The 25,101-nt window shown below is 73.2% G+C and carries 25 protein-coding genes; 18 read left to right on the top strand and 7 right to left on the bottom strand.

Annotated elements, in window-relative coordinates:
• The 3 genes from CK206_RS08150 (at position 1) to CK206_RS08140 (ending at position 2,711) form a co-directional block, all read left to right on the top strand.
• Positions 1–1,542, top strand: a complete 1,542-nt coding sequence (locus tag CK206_RS08150) for an acyl-CoA synthetase (RefSeq protein WP_069389308.1) — start codon at positions 1–3, stop codon at positions 1,540–1,542.
• Positions 1,543–1,550: 8 nt separating this feature from the next.
• Positions 1,551–2,387 (top strand): sigma-70 family RNA polymerase sigma factor, encoded by an 837-nt coding sequence (locus CK206_RS08145; RefSeq protein WP_096906113.1) that lies wholly within the window; start codon positions 1,551–1,553, stop codon positions 2,385–2,387.
• Between the two features lie 87 nt (positions 2,388–2,474).
• Positions 2,475–2,711 carry a DUF1059 domain-containing protein gene (locus CK206_RS08140; RefSeq protein WP_096906112.1) on the top strand — a complete coding sequence of 79 codons (237 nt, stop codon included), beginning with the start codon at positions 2,475–2,477 and terminating at the stop codon, positions 2,709–2,711.
• Positions 2,712–2,749: 38 nt separating this feature from the next.
• On the opposite strand, the gene CK206_RS08135 is transcribed toward CK206_RS08140, so the two are convergent.
• Positions 2,750–4,084 carry an amidase gene (locus tag CK206_RS08135; RefSeq protein WP_305790957.1) on the bottom strand — a complete coding sequence of 445 codons (1,335 nt, stop codon included), beginning with the start codon at positions 4,082–4,084 and terminating at the stop codon, positions 2,750–2,752.
• A gap of 146 nt (positions 4,085–4,230) precedes the next feature.
• On the opposite strand from CK206_RS08135, the gene ftsH reads away from it, so the two are divergent.
• The 11 genes from ftsH (at position 4,231) to CK206_RS08080 (ending at position 14,332) form a co-directional block, all read left to right on the top strand.
• Entirely contained in the window at positions 4,231–6,762 is a 2,532-nt protein-coding gene (ftsH, locus tag CK206_RS08130; protein WP_096906110.1) for an ATP-dependent zinc metalloprotease FtsH, read from the top strand.
• 34 nt (positions 6,763–6,796) lie between these two features.
• The gene (gene folE, locus CK206_RS08125) at positions 6,797–7,420 is read left to right on the top strand and encodes a GTP cyclohydrolase I FolE (protein WP_069389722.1); all 624 of its coding nucleotides are present in this window, start codon (positions 6,797–6,799) and stop codon (positions 7,418–7,420) included.
• A gap of 41 nt (positions 7,421–7,461) precedes the next feature.
• Complete coding sequence (gene folP / locus CK206_RS08120) at positions 7,462–8,280, top strand: dihydropteroate synthase (protein ID WP_096907356.1); 819 nt, start codon at positions 7,462–7,464, stop codon at positions 8,278–8,280.
• Positions 8,280–8,687, top strand: coding sequence for a dihydroneopterin aldolase (gene folB, locus CK206_RS08115; RefSeq protein ID WP_069389588.1), 408 nt, complete (start codon positions 8,280–8,282; stop codon positions 8,685–8,687). The genes folP and folB overlap by 1 nt, the downstream gene beginning before the upstream one ends.
• Positions 8,684–9,214 (top strand): 2-amino-4-hydroxy-6-hydroxymethyldihydropteridine diphosphokinase, encoded by a 531-nt coding sequence (folK, locus tag CK206_RS08110; RefSeq protein WP_069389587.1) that lies wholly within the window; start codon positions 8,684–8,686, stop codon positions 9,212–9,214. The genes folB and folK overlap by 4 nt, the downstream gene beginning before the upstream one ends.
• Complete coding sequence (locus CK206_RS08105) at positions 9,211–9,687, top strand: DUF3180 domain-containing protein (RefSeq protein WP_096906109.1); 477 nt, start codon at positions 9,211–9,213, stop codon at positions 9,685–9,687. Before folK ends, CK206_RS08105 begins: the two co-directional genes overlap by 4 nt.
• 100 nt (positions 9,688–9,787) lie before the next feature.
• Complete coding sequence (locus CK206_RS08100; RefSeq protein ID WP_216824124.1) at positions 9,788–11,023, top strand: DUF6779 domain-containing protein; 1,236 nt, start codon at positions 9,788–9,790, stop codon at positions 11,021–11,023.
• Between the two features lie 159 nt (positions 11,024–11,182).
• Positions 11,183–12,136: a Rossmann-like and DUF2520 domain-containing protein gene (locus CK206_RS08095; RefSeq protein ID WP_096906108.1), complete on the top strand. Its 954-nt coding sequence runs from the start codon at positions 11,183–11,185 to the stop codon at positions 12,134–12,136.
• Positions 12,133–13,119 carry a pantoate--beta-alanine ligase gene (panC, locus tag CK206_RS08090; protein ID WP_096906107.1) on the top strand — a complete coding sequence of 329 codons (987 nt, stop codon included), beginning with the start codon at positions 12,133–12,135 and terminating at the stop codon, positions 13,117–13,119. The genes CK206_RS08095 and panC overlap by 4 nt, the downstream gene beginning before the upstream one ends.
• A complete protein-coding gene (gene panD / locus CK206_RS08085; protein ID WP_096906106.1) occupies positions 13,120–13,545 on the top strand; it encodes an aspartate 1-decarboxylase in 426 nt (141 codons plus the stop codon). It begins immediately after the preceding gene.
• Positions 13,546–13,561: 16 nt separating this feature from the next.
• Positions 13,562–14,332, top strand: coding sequence for a type III pantothenate kinase (locus CK206_RS08080; RefSeq protein WP_067711588.1), 771 nt, complete (start codon positions 13,562–13,564; stop codon positions 14,330–14,332).
• 251 nt (positions 14,333–14,583) lie between these two features.
• Here the strand turns inward: CK206_RS08080 and ygiD are convergent, their stop codons facing one another.
• Positions 14,584–15,384: a 4,5-DOPA dioxygenase extradiol gene (gene ygiD / locus CK206_RS08075; RefSeq protein ID WP_096906105.1), complete on the bottom strand. Its 801-nt coding sequence runs from the start codon at positions 15,382–15,384 to the stop codon at positions 14,584–14,586.
• Positions 15,385–15,674: 290 nt separating this feature from the next.
• On the opposite strand from ygiD, the gene CK206_RS08070 reads away from it, so the two are divergent.
• From CK206_RS08070 to lysS, 3 genes are all read left to right on the top strand, one after another.
• Entirely contained in the window at positions 15,675–16,130 is a 456-nt protein-coding gene (locus CK206_RS08070; RefSeq protein WP_096906104.1) for a rhodanese-like domain-containing protein, read from the top strand.
• 49 nt (positions 16,131–16,179) lie between these two features.
• The gene (gene glsA, locus CK206_RS08065; RefSeq protein WP_096906103.1) at positions 16,180–17,112 is read left to right on the top strand and encodes a glutaminase A; all 933 of its coding nucleotides are present in this window, start codon (positions 16,180–16,182) and stop codon (positions 17,110–17,112) included.
• 62 nt (positions 17,113–17,174) lie between these two features.
• Positions 17,175–18,809, top strand: coding sequence for a lysine--tRNA ligase (gene lysS, locus CK206_RS08060; RefSeq protein WP_096906102.1), 1,635 nt, complete (start codon positions 17,175–17,177; stop codon positions 18,807–18,809).
• A 49-nt stretch (positions 18,810–18,858) separates the two neighbouring features.
• Here the strand turns inward: lysS and CK206_RS08055 are convergent, their stop codons facing one another.
• Both CK206_RS08055 and CK206_RS08050 read right to left on the bottom strand, forming a co-directional pair.
• Positions 18,859–19,506, bottom strand: a complete 648-nt coding sequence (locus CK206_RS08055) for a DUF1801 domain-containing protein (protein ID WP_096907355.1) — start codon at positions 19,504–19,506, stop codon at positions 18,859–18,861.
• 70 nt (positions 19,507–19,576) lie between these two features.
• Entirely contained in the window at positions 19,577–20,314 is a 738-nt protein-coding gene (locus CK206_RS08050) for a L,D-transpeptidase (protein ID WP_096906101.1), read from the bottom strand.
• A 158-nt stretch (positions 20,315–20,472) separates the two neighbouring features.
• Here CK206_RS08050 and CK206_RS08045 point away from each other — a divergent pair, with 158 nt between their 5' ends.
• Complete coding sequence (locus tag CK206_RS08045; RefSeq protein ID WP_143337705.1) at positions 20,473–21,105, top strand: L,D-transpeptidase; 633 nt, start codon at positions 20,473–20,475, stop codon at positions 21,103–21,105.
• A 10-nt stretch (positions 21,106–21,115) separates the two neighbouring features.
• Here CK206_RS08045 and CK206_RS08040 read toward each other — a convergent pair whose 3' ends face one another.
• The 3 genes from CK206_RS08040 to hrpB all read right to left on the bottom strand — a co-directional run bounded on the left by CK206_RS08040 (position 21,116) and on the right by hrpB (position 25,053).
• Positions 21,116–21,679, bottom strand: coding sequence for a hypothetical protein (locus tag CK206_RS08040; protein ID WP_096906099.1), 564 nt, complete (start codon positions 21,677–21,679; stop codon positions 21,116–21,118).
• 111 nt (positions 21,680–21,790) lie between these two features.
• Positions 21,791–22,342 (bottom strand): hypothetical protein, encoded by a 552-nt coding sequence (locus CK206_RS08035; RefSeq protein ID WP_069389613.1) that lies wholly within the window; start codon positions 22,340–22,342, stop codon positions 21,791–21,793.
• A gap of 95 nt (positions 22,343–22,437) precedes the next feature.
• The gene (hrpB, locus tag CK206_RS08030; RefSeq protein WP_096906098.1) at positions 22,438–25,053 is read right to left on the bottom strand and encodes an ATP-dependent helicase HrpB; all 2,616 of its coding nucleotides are present in this window, start codon (positions 25,051–25,053) and stop codon (positions 22,438–22,440) included.
• Positions 25,054–25,101: the final 48 nt, after the last annotated feature.

The raw sequence follows: 25,101 nt of genomic DNA, 5'->3' as shown, positions 1-25,101 counted from the left end.
ATGTTTCCAGGAACCTTCGCCGCCACCACTCCCGACAAGCCCGCGGCCATCCGCCCGGCGACGGGGGAGCAGATCACGTACGCCCAGCTCGAGGCGCGTTCCGCGCAGCTCGCGCATCTCCTGACCGACGACTGGGGGCTGCGTCCCGGCGACACGATCGCCGTGGTCTCGGACAACACCCTGGAGATGCTGGAGATCTACTGGGGGGCGCTGCGCTGCGGCCTGTACATCGCGGCCATCAACCACCACCTCACTGCGGACGAGTCGTCGTACATCATCGGCGACTGCGGGGCCCGGGCGCTGTTCGTCTCCGCCCCGGTCGCCGACCACGTCGACGTCTCCCCGGAGGCGCATCCGGGCGTGGAGCACCGCGTGGTGTTCGGCGGCGCGCTGGAGGGGTTCGAGGACTACCGGACGCTGCTCGAGGGCAGGTCGACCGAGCCGCCCGCCGACCAGCCCCGCGGCCACGACTTCCTCTACTCCTCCGGCACGACCGGCCGGCCGAAGGGCGTGCGCGTCGACCCGCCCGAAGGGCAGATCGACGAGGTGCCGGACAGCTACACGCCGGTGTTCAGCTTCCTGTACGCCTTCGACGCCGACAGCGTCTACCTGTGCCCGGCACCGCTGTACCACGCGGCCCCGCTGCGGTTCTGCGGCGTGGTCAACTCCGTCGGCGGGACCGTGATCCTCATGGACCGCTTCGACGCGGAGGAGGCGCTGCGGCTCATCCAGGAGTACCGGGTGACGCACTCGCAGTGGGTGCCGACGATGTTCGTGCGCATGCTCAAGCTGCCGGAGGAGACGCGGGCGCGCTACGACGTGTCCAGCATGACCCACGCGATCCACGCCGCCGCGCCGTGCCCGCCCGAGGTCAAACGACGGATGATCGAGTGGTGGGGCCCGGTGGTCCACGAGTACTACTCGGCCACCGAGGGCATGGGCATCACGTTCATCAACTCGCAGGAGGCGCTCGAACGCCCCGGTTCGGTGGGTCGCGACGGGCTCAAGGGCATCGCGCACATCTGCGACGAGGAGGGCAACGAGGTGCCCACCGGCGAGATCGGCACCATCTACTGGCAGCAGGACGAGGGCACCTTCTCGTACCACGGTGACCCGGAGAAGACGGCGTCCGTCTTCCACCCCGAGCACCCCAACTGGTCCACCTTCGGCGACGTGGGCTACCTCGACGAGGACCGCTTCCTCTACCTCACCGACCGCAAGGCGTTCACCATCATCTCGGGCGGGGTGAACATCTACCCGCAGGAGATCGAGAACGCCCTGGTCCTGCACCCGGCGGTCGAGGACGTCGCCGTGATCGGGATCCCGGACGAGGAGATGGGCGAGAGGGTGCACGCCGTGGTGGTACCGGCCGCCGACCGTGCGGGCGACCCCGGCCTCGCCGACGAGATCCTCGGCGCCCTGCGCGGGAGGATCTCCGACTTCAAGATCCCGCGGGGCCTGGACTTCGTGGACGAACTGCCCCGCACCCCCACCGGCAAGCTGGTCAAGCGCCGGATCGTGCAGCAGTACACGAGCGCCTAGCGAGGGGTATGGACCGCACCTCCGAATTCGAGAGTGAACGCCCCCGGCTCGTCCGGATCGCCGCGCGCGTGCTCGGCGACCCGGCGGAGGCCGAGGACGTGGTGCAGCAGGCGTGGCTCCGGCTGGCGCGGGCCGACACGCGGGCGGTCGACTCACTCCCGGCCTGGCTCACCACCGTGGTGACCCGCCTCTGCCTGGACCGGCTCAAGGCCGTCGTCCCGCCCCCGACGGAGCCCGTCGACAGGCCGGCGCCGGAGCCGGGCCCGTCCGAGGAGGTGCTCCTCGCGGATTCCATGGGCGCGGCGCTGCACGTCGTGCTCGACCGACTCGCCCCGGCCGAGCGGGTGGTGTTCGTGCTGCACGACTCGTTCTCGGTCGACTTCGCCACGATCGCCGACGTGCTGGACTGCTCACCGGCCGCGGCCCGCAAACAGGCGTCGAGGGCGCGTGCGAAGCTCGCGGGAGCGGGTCCCGGCGCCCGGAAGGTGGACTGGCTCGTCGTCGACGCCTTCCTCGACGCCGCGCGCAACGGCGAGTTCACCCGGCTGCTCGGTCTCCTCGCGCCGGACGTGGTGGTGGTCGGTGATCCGATCGCCGTCAGTCTCGGTACCCCGGTCGGCATCGAGGGCCGCGACGCGGTGGCGGAGTTCTTCGACGGGGCAGCCGCCGCGGCGTTGCCGGTGTTCGTCCACGGGCGGCCGGGCGCGGCGTGGTTCGATCGCGGCGTGGCCCGGGTGGCGTTCGACTTCCGGATCGCCGGCGGCGTGGTCAGCCGCATCGACTTCCGTGCGGACCCGGACGTGCTCGCCGCGATCCGCCGCCGCAGCGACGGCGAGCCGAGATGAGCGGGGCGGTCACAGTTCCGGCCGCCCGCTCGTCATCAGGGTGAGGCGACGCGCTCCGGCGTCGCCCGGACAGGGAGGATCGACCCCATGAAGACCATGACCTGCAAGGACCTGGGTGGCCCCTGCGATCTGCCGCACCGCGGTGACACCGCGGACGACGTGATCAACGCCCAGGACGCCCACCTCAAGGAGCGCGTCGGGGCCGGCGACGACGCCCACGTGCCGGCGCGCGAGGACATGAAGACCCGGTGGCGGCGGCCGCGGCAGTCACTCGGGTGGTACCGGGACGTCAAGAAGAGGTTCGCCGACCTGCCGGAGGACTGACGCCACGCGGCCCGCCGACCCGCCCCTGCCGGCCGGTGTCAGCGACCGCCGCTCTCGATCACCGCCGCCAGCGCGAGCAGTGTCGCCTCCGAACCGGGCCGCCCGACGAGCTGGACCGAGGTGGGCAGGACCCGGCCGAGGGGGGTGTGGGTGGTGCCGCACGGGACGGACACGGCGGGCCAACCGAGCACGTTGGCCAGCGGGGTGAACGGGGAGAACCTCATCGACGCCCACAGTGACCGGCCCCAGGAGCGTCGGTGCCAGTCGGTCGCCTCGGGTGGCACGTCCGCCAGCGACGGGGTGAGCCACACGTCGATCCCCGCCGAGTCCATCGCCCGTTCGACCTCCGCGCGGAGCGTCTCCACGCCACGGTTCCAGCGGGTGTCCCCGTCTCCCGCGCCGCCGCGACGGAAGACCGTTCGGCCGAGCAGTGCGTGGTGCCGGGTGCGTCGCTCCATCGCGGACAGGGGCAGGTTCTCGTCCTCCGCCGCCCGTGCGACGCCGGTGGTCCAGCGCGCAAGATAGAGCACGGGGTCGGTGGGGGAGGGCAGGGTGGTGTCGACGACGACGAGGTCGGCCCCCCGCAGCACCTCCGCGGCCTCCCGCGCCGCGCGCGTCCAGGGGGCGTGGATGCGCACCAGATCGCGGCCCAGCCGGATCGGGCTGGCCACGGACATGCCGATACGCGTCCCGCCGGGGACGGGTCCGACGTCCGCGAGTTCCGGACGACCGGCCATCACCGACAGGGCCAGCGCGACGTCGCCGACGGTCCTGGCCAGCGGACCGGATTCGGCCAGGCCGCCCCAGTTGTCGCCGGCCAGGCGGGTGGGGACGACGCCGGGCCCCGGCTTGATGGTGACGATCCCGCACGCCGCAGCGGGGATGCGCAGGGACCCCATCCCGTCGTCACCCACCGCGAGCGGGACCATGCCCGAGGCCACCGCCGCCGCGGACCCCCCGGAGGACCCGCCGGCGGACAGGGCGAGGTCGCGCGGATTGCGGGTGATGCCGTGGGCGTCGGAATCGGTCATCCCCCAGGCGCACAACTGGGGTGCCGCGGTGATGCCCACCGGCACCGCGCCCGCGGCCAGCAGGGGGGCGACGACCGGGTTGTCCAGGGTGACGGTGCTCTTGACGGCCAGCGGTACCCCGGCCAGGGGCAGTGCCGCACGGTCGGCCGGGCTCGCGGCGTCGACGGCGGCCCCGGCCGCGCGGCCGTCCGCCCGCAGCAGGGAGGTGAAGGCGTGCAGCGAGGGGTCGAGGTCGCCCACCCGGTCGAAAGCCGCATCGAGGGTGGCCAGCGCGCCGACGGCACCGGTGCGTACGGCCTCGGCGGTCTCGGCGGCGGAGAGGGGGTCGGTGGTCACGGCCATGATCGTACGACCCCGGCGGTGTCCGCCCATGGCGATCATCACGGTGGGAGGCCCCACTCGGCGGGTAGCCTGGGGCGATACCGACGAAGTCGGATGCACGACCGGGCCCGTCGACCGGCTGGGCCGTCCTTCCACACGAGGACCGAATGGAACGCAAGAGCAATACCGTCTTCCGCAACGTCGCGATCGCGGGCGTGATCATCCTGGCGATCGTCGGCTTCTCGTTCTTCACGGGCGATGACCGTGACTACGCCGAGGTCGACACGTCGGTGGCGTTGGCGCAGGTCGACGCGGGGAACGTGAAAGAGGCGCTGATCGAGGACCGGGAGCAGCAGCTCCGGCTCACGCTCGAGACCCCGATCGCCCCGGAGGACGGAGCGGACGAGACCGACAAGCTCCTCGCCAAGTACCCGGAGCGGGCGGCGGACCAGGTCTTCGACCGGGTGGCCGCGGCGGAGCCGGAGAAGTACGACACCGCGGTCAACCAGCAGGGTTTCCTGTCGCAGATGCTCTCGTTCCTGCTGCCGATGCTCATCCTGTTCGGGTTGCTGTTCTACTTCATGTCCCGCATGCAGGGCGGCAAGGGCGGGCTGTTCGGCGTGGGCAAGTCGCGCGCCGTGGAGTTCACCAAGGACATGCCCCAGACCACGTTCGCCGACGTCGCGGGCGAGGACGAGGCGGTCGAGGAACTCAACGAGATCAAGGACTTCCTCCAGAACCCGGCGCGCTACGAGCGTCTCGGCGCCAAGATCCCGCGCGGTGTGCTGCTCTACGGCCCGCCCGGAACGGGCAAGACCCTGCTGGCCCGCGCGGTCGCGGGTGAGGCCGGGGTGCCGTTCTACTCGATCTCGGGTTCGGATTTCGTCGAGATGTTCGTCGGTGTCGGCGCGTCGCGGGTGCGCGACCTGTTCGAGAAGGCCAAGCAGAACGCGCCCTGCATCGTGTTCGTCGACGAGATCGACGCGGTGGGTCGGCACCGTGGCTCGGGCACCGGCGGCGGCCACGACGAGCGTGAGCAGACGCTCAACCAGCTCCTCGTCGAGATGGACGGGTTCAGCGACCGCGAGACCGTCATCATGATCGCCGCGACCAACCGTCCGGACGTCCTCGATCCGGCGCTGCTGCGGCCGGGCCGTTTCGACCGCCAGGTCCCGGTGACCAATCCCGACCTCAAGGGTCGCGAGGCGATCCTCGCCGTCCACTCCGCGGGGAAGCCGCTGGCCGAGAACGTCAACATGACCTCGCTTGCCAGGCGCACGATCGGGATGTCGGGCGCGGACCTGGCCAACGTGCTTAACGAGGGCGCCCTGCTCGCGGCCCGGCTGGGTCGCGACGAGATCGACATCGACATCCTCGAGGAGGCCACCGACCGGGTGGTGGGCGGACCCCGCCGCAAGCACCGTGTGATCAGCGAGCACGAGAAGAAGGTCACCGCGTACCACGAGTCCGGCCACGCGCTGGCGGCGTGGGCGATGGAGGACCTCGAGCCCGTCCACAAGGTCACCATCCTCGCGCGTGGGCGCACCGGTGGTCACGCACTGGTGGTCCCCGAGGACGACAAGTCCTTGATGACCCGGGCGGACATGATCGCCCGCGTCGTCATGGCGATGGGTGGCCGCGCCGCCGAGGAGTACGTCTTCGGTGAGCCCACCTCGGGCGCCAGCTCGGATATCGAGCAGGCCACCCGGATCGCGCGGACGATGGTCGCCGAGTACGGCATGAGCGCGAAGCTCGGTGCGGTGAAGTACGGCGGCGAGGGCGGGGATCCGTTCCTCGGCCGCGGCGGTTCCGCGGCGGGGGAGTACTCGCCCGAGGTCGCCAAGATCATCGACGACGAGGTGCGCCGCATCATCGACTCGGCCCACACCGAGGCCTGGCAGGTCCTCGAGTCCAACCGCGACATCCTCGACGCGGTCGCGGGCGAGCTCCTCGAGAAGGAGACCCTGCGGCAGGACGACCTCGAGAGGCTGTTCGCCGACGTGGTCAAGCGGCCGCGGATCACCGAGTTCGACGACTTCGGTGGACGCATCCCGTCGGCCCGTCCGCCCATCAAGACCCCGGGGGAACTGGCCAAGGAGCGTGGCGAGCCGTGGCCCCCGCCGGTGACCGATCCGTTCGCCATGCCGGTCCTCCCGGCCGGCCGCGACGCCGAGGACGCCCGTGATCCGGGCGAGGCGGACGGCCCCGGCGACCACGGGGGTGACCGCAACGGCGTGGGCGCCCCGGTGGGGATGCCCGGTGGCGGTTCGGGCCGCGGCGCGACCGCCGGCGGCGGGCAACGTCCGACCGGTATCCCGGCCTACGGCACGCCGCCGCCCCCGGGCTGGTCGGCGCCGGGCTGGCCCCCGCGTCAGCCCGCGCACCACGGTGACCGGGGGCCGAGCGGGGCCGAGACCACCCGCCTGCCGGCCGCGCCGGAGGGCCTGCAGAGGAACGACGCCCCCGGGAGCATCGACGGCACCGGGAGCACGGACCGATCCGGGAGCGCTGACGGTCCGGAACGGGCCGGTCGGAGCGAGGGGCCGTCCGAGGCCCCGACCCGGGCGTGGTCGGCGGTGGGTGACGGCCGTGACGGCGACGCGTCCGGCGGGTCGACCCGGGGCCCCGTGGACCGCGGTTCGCACCGCCGTGAGGACAAGGACGCCGACTGGCGTGCGCCGTGGGAACGTGAGGACTGACCGCACGGTCGACTCCGTGCGAGAAGAGGAAAGAATGACGACGCCTGACCACATACCCGCCGCCGATGCCCGGTCGCTCCCCACGGGGCGGGTCTTCGATGCCGAGCGCGCCGAGGCCGCGGTCCGCGAGCTGTTGATCGCCGTGGGCGAGGACCCGGAGCGCGAGGGGCTGCAGGACACACCCGCGCGGGTGGCCAGGGCCTACCGCGAGGTCTTCTCCGGGCTGTACACCGACCCGTCGGAGGTGCTGTCCAGGACCTTCGACGAGGACCACCGCGAGCTCGTGTTGGTGCGGGACATCCCCATCTACTCGACCTGCGAACACCACCTGGTGCCCTTCCACGGCGTCGCCCACATCGGCTACATCCCGGGACAGTCCGGGGCGGTCACCGGTCTGAGCAAGCTCGCCAGACTGGTGGATCTCTACGCCAAGCGGCCGCAGGTCCAGGAACGGCTCACCAGTCAGGTCGCCGACGCGCTGGTCGACAGGCTCGCACCCTCGGGCGTGCTCGTGGTGATCGAGTGCGAGCACCTGTGCATGTCGATGCGGGGGATCCGGAAGGCGGGGGCGGTCACCACGACCTCGGCCGTCCGCGGCAACATGCGAACCAACGCTTCCACCAGGGCGGAGGCGCTCGGCCTCCTGCGCGGGACGTGAGCGCGCCCGGTCTGCTGCCCCGCCCGGACCGGTGCGCGGTGATGGGCGTCCTCAACGTCACGGCCGACTCCTTCTCCGACGGTGGGCGCCACCTCGCGCATCACGACGCCGTCGCGCACGCTCGGCGCATGGTCTCCGACGGCGCCGACCTCATCGACATCGGTGGGGAGTCCACCCGGCCCGGCGCCCTCCGCGTCGAGGAGTCGGACGAGGAGCAGCGGGTCGTCCCGCTGGTCCGTGCGGTGTCCGGCCTCGCGCCGGTCTCGGTGGACACGATGCGCGCCGGGGTGGCGTCGCGTGCCCTCGAGGAGGGCGCGGCGATCGTCAACGACGTCTCGGGCGGGCTCGCCGACCCCGACATGTTGAGGGTCGTGGCCGAATACCGCGCCTCCGTCATCCTCATGCACTGGGTGTCTCCGGACGAGTACCGCGCCGGCGCGGGAGGCCGATCCGACTACGGCGGGGACGTCGTGGGTGCGGTGCGTGACCACCTGGCCCGCCGCGCCGACGCCGCGATCGCCGCGGGGGTCGACGCCGCCGGCATCGTGCTCGACCCGGGCCTCGGCTTCGCCAAGGACGCCGACGACAACTGGGCGCTGCTGCACGGGCTGGACCGACTGATCGAGCTGGGGTTCCCGGTACTCGTCGCCGCGTCCCGCAAACGGTTCCTCGGGTCGCTGCTGCCCGGATCGGACGCCCGACCGCGCGAGGTGGCGGGCCGCGATCCGGCGACGGCCGCGATCACGTCGCTCTCCGCCGCCGCCGGCGCGTGGGCGGTCCGGGTCCATGACGTGGGCCCCAGTGCGGACGCGGTGAGGGTGGCCGCCGCGTGGGCGGCCGGACGGGCGGGGGTGAACTGATGGCGGATCGCAGCGAACTCGACCGGATCGAACTGCGGGGCCTGAAGGTGCGCGGCACGCACGGGGTCTTCGAGCACGAGAAGCGGGACGGCCAGGACTTCCTGGTCGACCTCGTCCTGTGGACCGACTTCACGGCCGCCGCCGCGTCCGACGACCTGGCCGACACCGTCGACTACGGGGCGCTGGCCCTGTTCGCTCGTGATGTGGTGGCCGGACCATCGCTCGACCTCATCGAGACCGTCGCCTCGCGGATCGCCGACGGGATCATGGAGATGGCCCCCGGTGCGGACGCGGTGGAGGTGACCCTGCACAAGCCCCAGGCGCCGATCCCGGCGGAGTTCGCCGACGTCGCCGTCGTGGCCCACCGCTCGCGCGCGGGCGGGAGCGCCGCGGGGGGAGCGCGGTGAGCTGCCGGGCGGTGCTGTCGATCGGCGGCAACCAGGGGGACGCTCTCTCGCTGCTGCGGGGGGTCGTCGACGCCGCGGCCGCGGACGGCATCCTGCGCGCGGTCTCGTCGGTGTACGCCACCCCGCCGTGGGGCGGCGTCGAGCAGGACGACTTCCTCAACGCCGTCCTCGTCGTCGACCATCCCGGTTCCCCGACCGACGTCCTCGAGTGGGGTTTCGCCCGCGAGAGGGCCGCAGGCCGGACCCGCGAGGTGCGCTGGGGTCCGCGCACCCTCGACGTGGACGTGGTGACTGCCGAGCTGGGCGGTGAGCCGGTGGCGTCCGACGACCCGAGGCTCACGCTGCCGCACCCCCGCGCGGCCGAGCGGGCCTTCGTGATGGTCCCGTGGCTGGAGATCGACCCGGCCGCCCGGCTGGACGGGGTGCCGGTCCGGGAGTGTCTCGACGCGCTCGATCCCGGGGACGTCGCCGCGGTGCGCCGGCTGCCCGATCCGTTGGCGCCCCGCGGCCCGGGGGGAGTGACATGACGCGTGTCGCGAAGTCCACCCTCGTCCTGGTGGCGCTCGTCGCGGCGGTGGCCGCCTACGTTCTCACCGGGTCCTTCCTCGGCGCTGTGACCCCGATCGGCTTCGGCTGGGTGACCCTCGTGGCGATCGCGGTGGTCGACGTGCTGCTGTCCCTGCGGATCCGCGCCGCGATCTCCGACGGCGGCGTCGGGCAGGACCGCAGCCAGATGCACCCGCTCACCATCGCCCGCAGCGCCGCTCTCGGACAGGCCTCCGCCGTGCTCGGCGCCGCGGGCGCCGGGGCAGGGGCCGGGCTGACGCTGTACTTCCTGTCACGGCTCGGCGACCTCGCGGTGGCGGGCGCGGAGCTGCCCGCGTCAGTCGCTGTCCTGGTGTCCGGCGCGGTGTTGGTGGCGGCGGGACTCTTCCTCGAATCGGCGTGTGAGACGCCCCCCGACGACGACGAGAACGGCGGCCTCGCCGACCCCGCCTGAGGGGCCCGAGCCGGACCGGTCCTCTCATGCCCGCCCCCGTTACCGCAGACACGCGCTGGTTACCCGTGTGACCCGTGATTCTCCGCGTATCATGCGGGGCATGAGTTCCGACGGCGCGATGGACAAGCCCCGGTCAGCTCGCCCCGCGCGAGGCGACGATCGTGGACTGGCGAACATCGCCCTGGGGGTGCTGCTCCTCCTGGCGATCATCGCCACGGTCGTGATGGTTTTCTCCGACAACCCGGTCTGGATGCGCATCGGGACACTCTCCGCACTGTGGGCCGCGTTCATCGGCGCGTTCCTCGTCGCCCGGTACCGGCGGCAGGCCGCCACCGAGGCCGCCAGGGTCCGCGACCTGCACACCGTCTACGAACTGCAGCTCGAGAGGGAGATCTCCGCCCGCCGGGAGCACGAGCTCGTCGTGGAGCGGGACCTGCGGGCCTCGGTGCGCGCCGAGACCAGTGACTCGATCGTCGCACTGAGGCAAGAGATCGCGGCGCTGCGCGAGCAGCTCGGCGCACTGGGCGTCAGTCTCCCCGAGGACCGCTTCGCGGTCGGTGGGCTCGGTCCCGCCGGGCAGCTGGGTGCGGGATCGTCGCTGCCGTCCGTCCCGTCCGAGCGGGTGGCGCCCCGTCGGCGTGCCCCGGGATCGGACTCCGGCCCGGTCGCGGGTCCCCGTTCCGCTTCCGGCGCGACGCGGTCCCCCGCATCATCGGCCTCCGGCGTCGGTCCGGACGTCACCCCGAGCACCGAGCGCACCGAGCGACTGACCCCGGTCTCCGATCGGGAGTCCCGGTCCGACACGCCGGCGGGGGACCCCCGTCGCCCGGCGGTGCGCCCCACGTCCGGCGCGCGCGATGCGCGTTCCGCTGCCGGCAGCAGCTCCGGCTTCGGCTCCGGCGCCACCTCGCGACCGCAGGCACGGCCCGAGCCCGCCAGCTCGCCCGAGCCCGCGCGTACGCCCGCGAATACGAGCACGAGCACGAGCTCCCGGCCCGCGGCGTCGGCCGTCGAGGGCGCCACGTCGGACAAGACCGCCGCGTTGGGACCCCCGGTGGCGTCCGGGGGCGCGGCCGCGTCCGGCTCCTCGGAGAAGGCCGGCAAACACGAGTCGCCCACCCCCTCCGAAAAGGCCGGCAAACACGAGTCGCCCGCCACGGCCGGCGAGACGGCCACGCAGCCGCGGTCGCAGTCGACGCAGGCCCCGGCCGCCGAGTCGGCTTCGCCGAGTCGCCACGGCGAGGGCTCGGGTCTGTCGGTGGCAGAACTCATGGCGCGGCTGGGGGAGGGGTTCGAATCCACATCGGGCCGCCGCCGCCGTCGCGCGGAGGACTGAGCCGCGCCGACGGAGGCGCCGCCCCTCGCATCGGTTGTGTGAAGTACGCCACTCGATGCTGCTCGTGGCCGCAGCCGCGACTACTCTCGCCTGCGAGATGTCCGGGACCCGCCATCAGTGAGTGGGCCTGGAACGGATCGAGCACTGGAGCACCCTGAGATGTCCGACCACGGCGTCACCGGAACACCCCCTGCCCGCCTGTCCATCGGCCTCGTGTCCGCGGGTCGCGTGGGCACCGCTGTGGGCGCCGCGCTCGAGCGGCGGGGACACGTCGTCTCCGCCCTCGTCGCACGCTCGTCGCAGTCGCGGGACCTCGCTGCCCGCCGCCTCCCCGAGGCCCGCATCACCGATCCCGCCGACGCGGCGGCGGCGGGCGAACTCCTCATCCTCGCGGTGCCGGACTCGGCCCTATCCGGGGTCGTGGCCGAGCTCGCCGACGCGAACGCCTTCCGTCCGGGCCACATCGTCGTCCACGTGGCCGGCGCGGTGGGCGCGGAGGTCCTGCGCCCCGCCGCCGACGCCGGTGCCGTGGTCGTCGCCGCGCACCCGGCCATGACCTTCACCGGGGGAGCGGCCGATATCGACCGCATGGAGGGGTGCTCGTGGGCGCTCACCTCCCCGGACGAGATCGGACTGGTCGTCGGCCAGATGCTGGTCATGGAGACCGGTGGCCTGCCCGTCACCGTCGCCGAATCCCATCGGGCCCTCTACCACGCGGCCCTCGCGCACGGCGCCAACCACTTCGTCACCCTCGTCAACGACGCCGCCGAGGCGCTCGCCGCGTCGTTCGCCGTCCTGCCCGGGGGCGGAGTCGAGGGCGATCCCGACGGCATGCTCGGGCAGGACGCGGAGGCGCTCGCGCGCCGCACCCTGGAGCCGCTCCTGCGGGTCGCCCTCGACAACGTCCTGGCCTCCGGGGACTCGGCCCTGACCGGTCCGGTGATGCGCGGTGACGCCGTCACGGTCTCCCGCCACCTCGATGCCCTCGAGGACGTCGACGGGGGAATCGCCGCCGGCTACCGGGCGCTCGCGTTGCGCACCGCCGACCGCGTCGGGGCCGGAGCCGACGTGACCGACCTCTTGGCCCCCGACCTCACGGAGCAGCTTCGATGACCCCCGCCACCTTCGCGGTCCGGACCGCGGTCCCCGGTCGCCCGAACACCGGATACAACCGGGGTGAGCTGACCATCCACCACGACCCGTCCTCGCTGCGCGCGGTCACCGAGTCGCTGCGCAAGGTCGGCAAGCAGATCACGTTCGTCCCCACCATGGGCGCCCTCCACGAGGGGCATCTCGCGCTGGTCGAGGCGGCCCGCCGCACGCCGGGGTCGGTCGTGGTGGTGTCGATCTTCGTCAACCCGATGCAGTTCGGGCCCGGCGAGGACCTCGACGCCTACCCCCGCACCCTCGACGAGGACGTGGCCCGGCTCGCCGACGCCGGCGTGGAACTCGTCTTCGCGCCCAGCGCGGCCACAATGTACCCGGACGGCCCCCGCACGACGGTGCAGCCCGGCCCGACCGGTGAGATCCTCGACGGGGCCGCGCGACCCGGCCACTTCGCCGGGATGCTCACCGTGGTGAACAAGTTGTTCAACATCGTCTCCCCCCACCAGGCGTTCTTCGGGGAGAAGGACTACCAGCAGTTGGTGCTCATCCGCCAGATGGTGGCGGACCTGGACATGGACGTGCGTGTGGTCGGCGTCCCGACCATCCGGGAGTCGGACGGGCTGGCGATGAGCTCCCGCAACCGCTACCTGTCCGCCGAGGAGCGGGAACTGGCCACCGTCCTCAACGCCGCCCTCGTGGCGGGGACGTTCGCCGCGAAGGGCGGGCGCCGGGCCGTCGTCGACGCCGCCCGCGCGGTCCTGGACGAGCGGCCGCAGATCACGATCGACTACCTCGAGCTGCGCGCCGGGGACCTCGGGGAACCGCCGGAGGAGGGTCCCGGCAGGCTCCTCGTCGCGGCCCGCATCGGGACCACCAGACTCATCGACAACGTCGGCGTGGCGATCGGCACCGGCTTCGTCGCCGCCGCCGAGGCCACCGTCGCCGCCCAACAGGCCGAGATGGCCCGAGACCTCGAGGAAGGCCAGTAGATGCAGCGCACCATGCTCCACTCCAAGATCCACCGTGCCACCGTCACCCAGGCCGACCTGCACTACGTCGGCTCCTGCACGATCGACGCCGACCTCATGGATGCCGCCGACCTGCTCGAGGGCCAGCAGATCGACATCGTCGACATCGACAACGGCGCCCGCCTGACCACCTACGCCATCACCGGCGAGCGCGGCTCCGGCGTGATCAGCATCAACGGCGCCGCCGCCCACCTCGTGCACCCCGGCGACCTGGTCATCATCATCGCCTACGCCCAGATGTCCGACGCCGAGGCGCGGGTCTACTCCCCCCGCGTGGTGTTCGTCGACGGCGACAACCGCATGCTCACCGAGGGCACCGACCCCGCGGACGTGCCCGAGGGCTCGGGTCTGAAGAACCCCCGCGTGCCGGAGCCCGCCGCCGTCTAGGCAGCGCGGACAGAAGATGCTGCTCACCGTCGACGTCGGCAACACCCACATCCGGCTCGGCATCTTCCCCCCGGGCGGCGGGCCACTCGTGCGCACCTGGAGTATGCGCACGTCACCGGCGGTGACCTCGGACGAACTCGCCCTGACCATCCGCGGCCTGCTGGGGGACTGCGCGCAGCAGCTCACCGGAATCTCCGCGATGTCCGTGGTCCCGTCTGTCACCGGGGAACTGCGCCGGATGGCCGCCGACTACTGGCCGGGACTTCCGGCCGTCGTCGTCGCGCCCGGGGTGAAGACCGGGGTGCCGCTCAAGGTCGACAACCCGCGGGAGGTGGGCTCGGACCGCGTGGTCAACGCGTTGGCCGCCCACACGCTGTTCGAGGGGCCCGTCGTCGTCGTCGACGTCGACACGGCGACCACCGTCGACGCCGTCTCCGCCCGCGGCGAGCTGCTCGGTGGGGCGATCGCGCCCGGCATCGACATCTCCGTCGACGCCCTCGCCGAGCGCGCCGCCGCCCTGCGCAAGATCGAGGTCGTGCGGCCGAAGGGAGCCTTGGGCAAGAACACCGTCGCGGCACTCCAGGCCGGCATCGTGATCGGGTTCGCCGGCCAGATCGACGCACTCGTGGACCGACTGCGCACCGACGTCCCCGAGCTCGCCGACGCCTCCGTCGTCCTCACGGGGCTGCGCGCGGACGTCGTGGCGGAGGAATCCCGGACCATCACCGACGTCGAGCCCGAACTGGCGCTGGAGGGCCTGCGGTTGGTGTTCGAGCGCAATTCCTGAGCTGAGCAGCTCGCCGAGGTCCTCCCACGCACGCAGGGGCTCCCGCGCGTGGACTCCCGCTCGCGCTCCTGTCCGCCGGAAACGCAGCCGCCCGCGGCGATGGCGTCTGGCCTGCACCGCGGGGCGCGCGAGACGCCATCGAGAGAGGCGACTGTCGGGGCCGAGCAGGCGGCCGAGCGGATGCCGGGGCCGTGGCTCAGGCCCGCCCGGCCGCCGGACGCGGGAGGGTGGCCGGGCCCGGGGCTCCGGGCTCAGGCCGCCGAGCGGTAGCTGGTCATGGAGACCGAACCCCAGGCGTAGCCCCTGGTGAACGCGTCGAGCGTCTCGCTGGAGCCCGCCGCCATTCCCGCCGTGTACAGCAGCGGCAGGAAGTGGTCCGCCGTGGGCACGGCCAGCCGGGCGTCCGGGTGCTCGGTCAGCGCGAGGGCGTCCTCGGGGCGCGTGGTGAGCAGTTCCCGTGCGTGGTCGTCGAACCGGTGGGCCCAGTCGGTGCCCGCGTCGCCGAGCGACGGGTCCACCGCCGCGAGGTTGTGCACCACGTTGCCGCTGGCCAGCACGAGGACGCCCGAATCCCGCAGGGCGGCCAGCCGGGTGCCCAGGTCGAAGTGGTAACCCGCCGGCTTGGACGCGTCCACCGACAACTGCGCCACCGGCACGTCGGCGTCGGGGAACACGTGCGTGAGGACGGACCACGTCCCGTGGTCGAGGCCCCAGGAGTCCTGGTCGGCGCCGACCCAGGTGGGCTTGACGGCCTCGGCCACCTCGGCCGCGAGCTCCGGGGCGCCCGCGGCGGGGTACTCGAACTCGTTGAGCTCGCGGGGGAAGCCGTAGAAGTCGTGGATGGTGCGCGGCGCCGACATCGCGGTGACCGCCGTGGCGCCTATGTACCAGTGCGCCGACACGGCCAGTACGGCCCGCGGCCGCTCGGGCAGGGATGCGCCGAGGGCGGCCCACTGGCGGGTCCACTCGTTCTCCTCGAGGGCGTTGAGGGGAACGCCGTGGCCGATGAAGACGGCGGGTTGACGGGCGGTCGAGGGGGGCGAGGCGGTCATGGTTCTCCTTCTCTCACATACATGATGCATCAACTACCCGGCCGGGCGCCAGTGTCGACCGCCACGCCGGCCCCGTGCGCCGGCCCCGTGCGCCCACCCCGTGCGCCGGCCCCGTGCGCGCGCGAGCGGCCCTTGCGGTAGATAGACCGGTCTGTCTACTATGGCCGCATGACAACGCGACGAATGCCCCCGGCCGGTCCGGTGGCCTCCGCGCGCGTCCAGCACAGGTGTCCCCGACCGGCAGGCCCCCGCCACGCCCCAGCCGCCTTCACCTCTTCCGGGAGCACCGCATGACCACCAGCTTCAGCACCACCTCCGCCACTGCGGGAACCCCCGCCACGGCGACGTCGTTCAGCACGGGCGTCTCGACCACCCTCGCCGCCGGCGACTACCCCGCGGCGGTCCGTGCGGGCGCCCTCGTCGTCGACATCCGGTCCCGGGCCCAGCGTGAGCGCCAGGGGGTGCTCGCGGGCGCCGTCGCCGTGGAGGCCCGGCCCGTCGTCGATCTGCTCGACCCCCGATCGGCCGCGCCGCTCTCCGCCGTCACCGACGGCAGGGCGGTCGTCCTCGTCAGCGACGACGGCCTCGACGCCGAACTGTTCGCCCTGGAGCTCCATTCGCGTGGCGTCCGCGGTGTCCGCGCGGTGGACGGCGGCCACGACGCACTCCGGGCCGCCCGGGCGCTGGCCCTGCTCTCCGGGGCCGACCACCTGCTGCGGGAGCGCTCGGCCATCTCGGCACACTGAGCTTGGTCGACCGGGGGCGTCGGCACGCCGGCGCCGGTACGGTCGCACCATGACGGACATCTCCGCAGACCTGCTGGCCGAGATCCTCGACGAGGTCCGGGAGGACGTCTCCGGCGACGTCGTCCCCCACCTCGGCGACTACGAGCACCCCCACCCCGACGCCCTCGCGCTGGCGGTCTGCGACCTGGACGGCCACGTCGTCTCGGCCGGCGATGACGAAACGCTCTTCGACCTGCAGTCCGCGTCCAAACCGTTCGTCTACGCGCTCGCGCTGGACCAGAAGGGCGTCGACGTGGTCGCGAAGCGGATCGGGGTGGAACCCTCCGGGGACCCGTTCAACGAGATCTCCCTCGAGGCCGGCACGGGCCGCGCCCCCAACGCCCTCGTCAACGCCGGCGCGCTGGCCGCGCACGCGCTGGTGGGGGAGGAGGGCGACGACGAGGACACCCGTTTCGAACAGATCCGCGTGATGTTCTCCCGCCTCGTGGGCCGGGAGGTCGAGGTCGACCAGCAGATCATCGACATCGAGTCCCGGAGCGCCCACCGGAACCAGGCGCTCGCGCATCTGCTGGCGGAGGAGGGCACCCTGGCCGACGACCCCCACCAGGTGGTGTCCGGGTACGGTCGGCAGTGCGCGATCCGGGTGGACACCCGCGAGCTGGCGCACATGGCCGCGATGTTCGCGGGCGGCGGGCGGCTGCCGGGTGACGGCGAGCAGGTCCTGGGTCGACGGGCGGTGCGATACGCCAACAGTGTGATGTTCACGTGCGGCATGTACGACGCGGCCGGGGACTGGGTCTACCAGGTCGGTCTGCCCGCCAAGAGCGGCGTCTCGGGGTGCCTGTTCGCGGTGGTGCCCGGCCGGCTCGGGGTGGCCGCGTACTCGCCCCGGTTGGACGAGCACGGCAACAGTGTGCGCGCCGCCGCCGCGATCGAGGCGCTGTCCGACCGACTGGAGCTGCACGTCCTCGACATGGCCTGAGGCCGACGGGTCGCAGCCCACGGGTTCGGTCCCCGGGCCGGTCACGACTATCCTCGACAGTCGTGACCGATTCGACTCCCGCCGCGCCCGGGGCCGCCACCGGTGAGCCCGCCGACGACACCCCTGAGCAGCTGCGCATCCGCCGCGACAAGCGGCAGCGCATCCTCGACTCCGGGGCGCAGGCCTACCCGGTGGAGGTCCCCCGTACCCACGGGCTCGCCGAGATCACCTCGGACCCCCGCTTCACCGCGCTGGAGCCGGGTGAGGAGACCGACGCCCGGGTCTCGGTGGCGGGCCGGGTCCTGTTCATCCGCAACACCGGCAAGCTGTGCTTCGTGCGCCTGCAGGACGGTCTCGACCCGTCGGCGGACCTGTCCGCCCCGGTGGCGGAGGGGGAGGTGGGACCGCTCACGCCGCAGCTGCAGGTGATGCTCTCGCTCGCCAACGTGGGCCAGGAGCGGCTCGACGCGTGGAAGCAGGACGTCGACCTGGGTGACCACGTCTCGGTGACCGGCCGGGTCGTCCGGTCCAAGCGCGGTGAGCTGTCCGTCATGGCCGATTCCTGGGTGCTGGCGGCCAAGTCGCTGCGCCCGCTGCCGGTGGCGCACAAGGAGCTGAGCGAGGACACGCGCGTCCGCCAGCGCTACACCGACCTGATCATGCGGGACGCCGCCCGCCGCAACGCCATCACCCGCATCAAGGTGGTCCGCGCCTTGCGTGACGCGCTGGAGAGGCGCGGCTTCCTCGAGGTGGAGACGCCGATGCTGCAGACGCTGCACGGCGGCGCGGCGGCCCGGCCGTTCATCACCCATTCCAACGCGCTCGATCTGGACCTCTACCTGCGCATCGCCCCCGAGCTGTTCCTCAAGCGGTGCGTGGTGGGCGGGATCGAGCGGGTCTTCGAGATCAACCGCAACTTCCGCAACGAGGGCGTGGACTCCTCCCACAGTCCCGAGTTCGCGATGCTCGAGACCTATCAGGCCTACGGGGACTACGACACCTCGGCCACAATGATCCGCGAGGTCATCCAGGAGGTCGCGCACGCGGTGTTCGGCTCCACGACGGTCACGCTCGCCGACGGCACCGAGTACGACCTCGGCGGGCAGTGGCGCGAGATGCGGATGTACCCGTCCCTCAACGAGGCGCTGCGCGCCAAGCACCCCGGGGTGGTGGGGGACGACGACGAGGACCCCGTCACGGTCGACTCGACGGTCGACGAGCTCACCGAACTGGCGGGGAAGGTCGGTCTCGAGGTCCCCAGTGGCCAGGGGTGGCTGCACGGCAAGCTCGTCGAGGAGCTCTGGGAGCACCTGTGCGGCGATCAGCTCGACGGACCGGTCTTCGTGCGGGACTTCCCCGTGGAGACCTCGCCGTTGACCCGCGATCACCGCACCGACCGCGGGGTCACGGAGAAGTGGGACCTGTACGTCCGCGGATTCGAGCTGGCGACCGGCTACTCGGAGCTCGTCGATCCCGTCATCCAGCGTCAGCGCTTCGAGGACCAGGCACGGCTCGCGGCGGCGGGTGACGACGAGGCGATGGTGCTCGACGAGGAGTTCCTCGCCGCGATGGAGCAGGGCATGCCGCCGACCACCGGGCTCGGGATGGGGATCGACCGACTGCTCATGGCGTTGACCGGCCTGGGCATCCGCGAGACCATCCTGTTCCCGATGGTCAAGCCGCTGCCGCGCGACTGACGGCGGCGGCCGGGTGGGGCTGCGGCCCGGCCGGCGCTCGGGTCGCCGGTCAAGGCGCCCCCGCGCCGGCCGCCCGCCGGCCCCACGCGGACTCGACCATGTCGCGCAGCGCGCGGGCGTCGATCCGGTCGAGCCTGGTCACGTAGAGGCAGCCCTTTCCGCTCTTGTGGGGGCCGAGTCGGGCCAGTTGCTCCTCCTCGTCCGGCCCGCCCAGGAGCCCGTAGAGGGATGTCGCCGACGACCTCGGGCTGAAGCCCACCACGAAGGTGTCGCCCTCCCGGCCGCTGTCGTAGACGTAGTGGCTGTGTCCGTATCCGACGATCGAACCGGCCCACATCGAGGCCGGCTCCCCGGTGATCTCGTCGAACATCGCGAGCAGTCGCAGGCCGTCGTCGACGCGCCGAGCGGTGGGAAGGCCCTCGATCCATTGCCTCGGCGGCGCCCCGGTGGGTAGTAGCGTGGTGTTGTCGTTGCGGCCGGTGGCCGCGGGCCGGGACACGGGGGCGGAGAAGGCGAGCCCGGCGGCGGTCAGCGCCTCGCGCAGGACGCCGAGCTGGGACGGTCCCACCCCGTGGAGCGCGAGGACGTCTTTCTCCGGGGTGCCGTCGAGGTGCCGCAGGTCGGTGATTCCCGCGGTGGCCAGGGCGCGCGTCGCCGGGGCCGAGAGCCGTGGCAGCGGCAGCGGGGGACCTGTCATGCCCACGACGCTAGACCGACACGCACGGCCGGGCCAGGCTCAGGTGCACAACGATCGCCCCGCCCCGTGGTCAGAATGCGACGATCTCGTCTCCGACCCTCAGTTGCTCGAAGAAGTGTGCGGCCGCCTGCTGGCCCAGGTGGACGCACCCGTGGGACGGTTCGTCCAGCCGACCCTGGTGGAATGCCATGCCGTCCACGGTGAAGTAGGTCGAGTACGGCATCGGGGAGTCGAAGACCCGGCTGTGGTCGTGGCGCACGTGCCGCAGGATCCGGTGCGCGCCCCGCGCGGTCTCGTAGCCGGGCATGCCGGTGGTCACGGGGACGGGACCGTAGGTGATCTCCCCGTCGTCGACCATCCAGGCCCGCTTGCCGTCGACGTCGACGCACGCCCGGGCGGTCGGTGGGCACCGGGATGGCGCGGGTTCGCCGACGGTGTCCGGGGCGCCGGGACCGTTCCCGAGCAGGGTCTGACGCGTCAGTTCGTCCACCTCTCCGGCCTCGACGGGGCCGCCGGCCAGCACGTCGCGGGCGACGAGGTCCACGTCGGTCAGGTGGGCCGGCCGCCCCTGTTCCTCCAGGACCCGGTGGGCGACCGAGCGGACCATCTGCTCGTCGACGGCCACCGGCTGCGGGGGCGCATCGGTCACGATCCGGGTGTCCGTCTCCGTGACACCGGCGGCGTCGGCGGGCGGGGTGGCCGAGGGCGACACCCCGGACGCGGTCCCGGCGGCGGAGGCGCCGAGCAGCGCGGCGGCGCCGAGTGCCAGCAGGCGAACCCGGCCGGTGGTACTACTCCGAGAGGCCATGCCGCGACCCTATCCATTCCCCGCCCGCGGGTCAGCCGGCCCGCGAACTCCCGGGCCCCGCTCGGCACCCTCCCGCCGCGGGTCCGTCCGTGGGGACGAGACCGGAACGTGATTGCGAGTCGCACGTCCGGGCGATCCGGGTGGGCGATAATCCGGGGATGGACACACTCTTATCGCGCGCGGGAGCGGTGGTGGCCGCCGCGCTGATCGCCGTCGGAGGGGCGGCCCCGGTGGCGTCCGCGCAGTTACCGGTCGGCCTCCCGGCAGAGGTGCAGCAGGTGGTGGACCAGGCACAGGCGGGCTCGGCGCAGGCGGAGGAGCAGGTGCGGACCTCGGTGGGCGGCTCGCTCGCCGCCGCCGGCATCGCCCCGCCACCCGGCCTCGCCCCGTCCCAGGCCCGCTCACCGCAGCCCGCCCCGCCTCCGCCTCCGGACCCGACCCCGCAGAGCCCGTGCCCGCGTACCGCGGCTGCGTGTGTGGACCTGGACGGGAACCGGGCGTGGCTGCAGTCCGGGGAGCGTCTGAGCTACGGGCCGGTGCGGATGTCCCACGGCATGGCCGGTTGGGAGACCCCCAGGGGGACCTATCAGGTCACGCGAAAGGTGCGGCACGAGGTGAGCCGGTTGTTCGACAACGCGCCCATGCCCTACGCGGTGTACTTCGTCGGGGGGATCGCGTTCCACGAGGGCGACCCCACGGTCGAGTCGCACGGCTGCATCCGCCTGGACCAGCCCGCGGCCGCCACCTTCTTCGATCGGCTGCAGGTCGGCGACACGGTGGTGGTCTTCTAGATCACCCGTACTAGATCACCCGCGCGTCCATCGTCCGGTGGCCCGAACCGGGGTCGGGGTGGACGTACTCGGCGGTGAAGGCGGCCCACGCCGACACCGCCGCCACCGTGACGAAGCCCAGGGCCGCCACGTAGGGCCCGAAGGTGACCGACGCGTCCGCCGGCAGGCCGGACAGCATGGGTTCCGCCTCCCCCGTGGAGGCGATGAGGATCCACACGAACGCGAGGTGTCCGACCAGGGCGCCCGCCGCGACCACCGCGGCGGCCAGTGCGAACGCGCCCAGTCGCGTCCCCGCGGTCGCCGCCACCAACAGGAGCATTCCCACCAGGCCCAGGTAGAGCACGGGTGCCACGCTGCGGACGTCGATGAGGTCGGTGATCCCCAGCGCGGTGATCTGCTCGCCCCGCCCGGTGCTCAACCAGGGCAGGTAGAGGCTGAGCAGGGCGACGGCCAGGCCTCCGACCTCCACCAGTGCGCAGAGCCGACTCCGTCCGCGGGATATGACCTTGGTCCGGGTGGGGGTCCTCGTGGGGAGGGGGATCCGGTGGGGTGGGGGAGGTGTGTACGCGGCCATGAGGATCGCCTTTCGGCGACGCCGGGCCGCCTGTGTGGTCCTGACCTGATGATATGCCCGAACCGTCAGTGCATCCACCCGATGCGGCGGGCCCGCGTCGGCCGGTGTCGCTCAGTCGCGGAGGTGTCGCCCCGCCTCGACGTCCGGGAAGAGGTAGTCGGCGGCGCGGGCCGCCCATACGGACCCGGCGAACACGAGGACGAACCCCAGCGCGGCCACGTAGGGGCCGAACGTCACGGATGCGTCGGACGGCAGCCCCGCCAGGATCGGGTCCGCGCTGCCGGTGGAGGAGCCGAGCGTCCACACGAATGCGAGGTGGGCGGCGAGCACGGCCAGCGCCACGATCGCGCTCGCGTAGGCGAAGGCGCCGAGTCGGGTCACCGTGGTCACCGCCACCAGGAAGGACATCAGGACCAGCCCGAGGAAGAGGACCGGAGCGACGCCGCGGACGTCGATGATCTCGGTGATGCCGATCGCCGTGATCTGTCCGCCCCCGTCGGTGGAGAGCCACGGGAGGTAGAGGCTGAGCAGTGCCGCTCCGAGGCCCGCCACCGCGATGAGGGCACCGATCCGGTTCCGCACGTGCGGGATGAGCCCGTCGCGGGAGGGGGACGTCTCGGAGCGGTCCTCGCGGTGGGGCGCGCGAGGCGTGTACGCGGTCATGTCGATCACCCTTCCGGCACGAATGTGCGCTTGTGGTTTACGTCACATCTTAGTCCTGGGTCGCCCGGGGATCCACCGCCGATCACCACCGCCGGTCATCGCCGGCGGTTCGTCCGGCGTGTCGGCTCGGCGGACATGGGATCCTCCGGCCACGGGTGTCTGGGGTACCGCCCCCGCATCTCCGCGCGCACCCCGGGATAGGCCTCGCGCCAGAAGAACGCCAGGTCCCGTGTCACCGCGAGCGGCCGGCCGGCGGGCGAGAGCAGGTGGACGGTCACGGGCACCCGGCCGTCGCAGACGCGGGGGGAGGTGGTCCAGCCGAAGCACTCCTGCAACTTCACCGCCAGCACCGGCGGGTCATCGGAGCCGACCTCGGGGTAATCGACGCGGTACGACGACGAGGAGGGCACCTGCAGGCGGTCGGGCACCAGCTCATCGAACCGACCGGCCTCGGGCCAGGGCAGCAGTCGGCGCAGCGCCGGGCCGAGGTCTCGTCCCGCCAGCCGGGAACCGTGGGCGAGGGCGTCGATCTCTGGGCCGAGCCAGTCGTCCAGCCGCTCCGCCAGCCCGTCGGCGGACACGTCCGGCCACGGCGGGCCGAGCTCCCGGTGCGCGAGCCCGAGACGGCGCCACAGCCGGACCGCGTCGTCGTCGGGACCCAGCGCGGCGAGTCCGCCGGCCCGGACCGCCGCCGCCACCGCCCGCCCGGCGGCCGCGGGCGAGGTCCGGACCGGTGTGGAGGAGAGCTCGATCGCGCCGAGCCGCCGGATGCGCCGCCCCGCCACCGAACCACGGTCGAAGACGGCCGTCTCGTCGTCGTCGAGGAGGTGTGACGCCGCACGTTCCGCAGCCGGTCGGTCCACGGCGGCGCCCGCGCGGATCACCGCGCCGGCCTCTCCCGCCGCACGCCCGGAGGCACGCCCGACCTCGGCGACCGCGAGCCACTCGTGGCCCGCCAGTGCGGAACCCGGCGGCACCACCGCGCCGGTCCCGGAGGCGAAGGTGTACTGGTCGCCGCGTCGGCGCGCGACGCGGTCCGGGTGGGCGAGCGCCACGACCGTCCCGACGGCGTCCGCCAGCGGGATCCCTCCTCCCGGCTGGCCGCTCCCGCCGTTCCCGCGCCCGCCGTTCCCGCCCCGGCCGTCGGCCCGGCTGGCACCGCGGTCGCCCCGCACGATCCGCTCGAGGCGGCGGACCTCCCGCTCCCACGACGAGGCGTCCGGCGCGCGTCCCGACCGCAGTGCCCGCAGGTCCGCGACCAGGTCACCGCCGGGCGAGCGCCGACCCGAGGCCAGCATCGCGACCACCTCGGCGGCCGTCGTCGCCCCGACGAGCCCCGCGCCGTCGAGCAGCGCCCGGGCGTGACGCGGATCGGCCGGCACCCGTGCCAGGTCGCGCCCGCGGTCGGTCACGCGGCCGTCGTCGTCGACCCCGCCCAGGCCGTGCAGCACCGCCTCGGCGCGGGCGATCTCCCCCGACGGCGGCGGATCGGGCAGCGCCAGCCCCTCGCCGCGGGGAGCACCCCAGCAGGCCACATCGAGCGCGAACGTCGTCAGGTCGGACGTCGCGATCGCCGGGGTGCGGTGGTCGGGCAGGTGCGAGTACTCCTGCTCCGTCAGGCAGCGCACCGCCACGCCGGGGCCGAGCCGGGCGGCCCGTCCGGAGCGCTGGACGCACGAGTCCCGCGACGCCGAGACCGTCACCAGCCCGGTCATGTCCCGCGCGGTGTCCCGGCGCGGTTCGCGGCTGAGGCACGCGTCCACCACCAGTCGTACCCCGGGCACCGTCAGCGAGGACTCCGCCAGGTCGGTCGACACCACGATCCGCGGCAGCACCGCGTCGCCCGGCCCGGTCCGTCTCCCGGAACCCGAGACCGCCCGGTCCTGCGCAGCGGCGTCCAGCCCGCCGTGCAGCGGCAGGACCTCGACCGCGTCGCCCGACCTCCCCGACAGCGCGCGCACGACCCGCTCGATCTCGCGCACACCCGGCAGGAACACCAGTGCGTCGACGCCACTCGCGGCGACCTCGCGCGCCGTCACCGCGGCCACATGGTCCAGGAAGGCGTCGGTGACCCCGCGGGCGTCCAGGCGGGCCGCCGGCGGCGGGGCGTACCGGATCTCCAGTGGGTGCAGTTCCGCAGGGACGTCGACGACCGGCGCCGCGGTGTCCCCGGCCGCGGTCCCGCCGCCGAGCAGCCGGGCGAAGCGCCCTGCCTCCACCGTCGCGGACATCGCCACCACCGGCAGATCGTCGCGCAGCTGCCGCACCTCACACAGCAGTGCGAAGGCCAGGTCGGACTCGACGTCGCGTTCGTGGACCTCGTCGAGCACCACGGCCCCGACACCGGGCAGGTCGGGATCGGCGAGCAGTCGGCGCACCAGCACCCCCGGCGTCACGAACTCGACGAGGGTGTCCCTGCCGACACGCGAGTCCCCACGGACCGTGTAGCCCGCCACGTCACCGGTCCCGGTCCCCGTGAGCGCGGCCAGCCGCCGGGCGGCCGAACGGGCGGCGACCCGTCGGGGCTGGGTGACGACGACCCGCCCCGACACCGCGTCGGCGACCGCGGGCGGGACGAGTGTCGTCTTGCCGGTGCCGGGTGGTGCCTGGACCACCGCGGTGCCCGACGTGGCGAGGGCGTCCCGCAGGGCGGGCAGGGCCCGGGCGAACGGCAGCCCGCGGCCGATGCGGTCGAGATCGAACGCGCTCACGGCGCCCGGCCGCCGATCGCGTAGCTCATGGCGACGACCCTAGTGGCC

Source organism: Dietzia sp. WMMA184 (genome assembly GCF_002441635.1).
Lineage (GTDB): Bacteria > Actinomycetota > Actinomycetes > Mycobacteriales > Mycobacteriaceae > Dietzia > Dietzia kunjamensis.
Note: the sequence above shows the minus strand (reverse complement) of the source record. Positions and strands in the feature narration are given on the sequence as shown.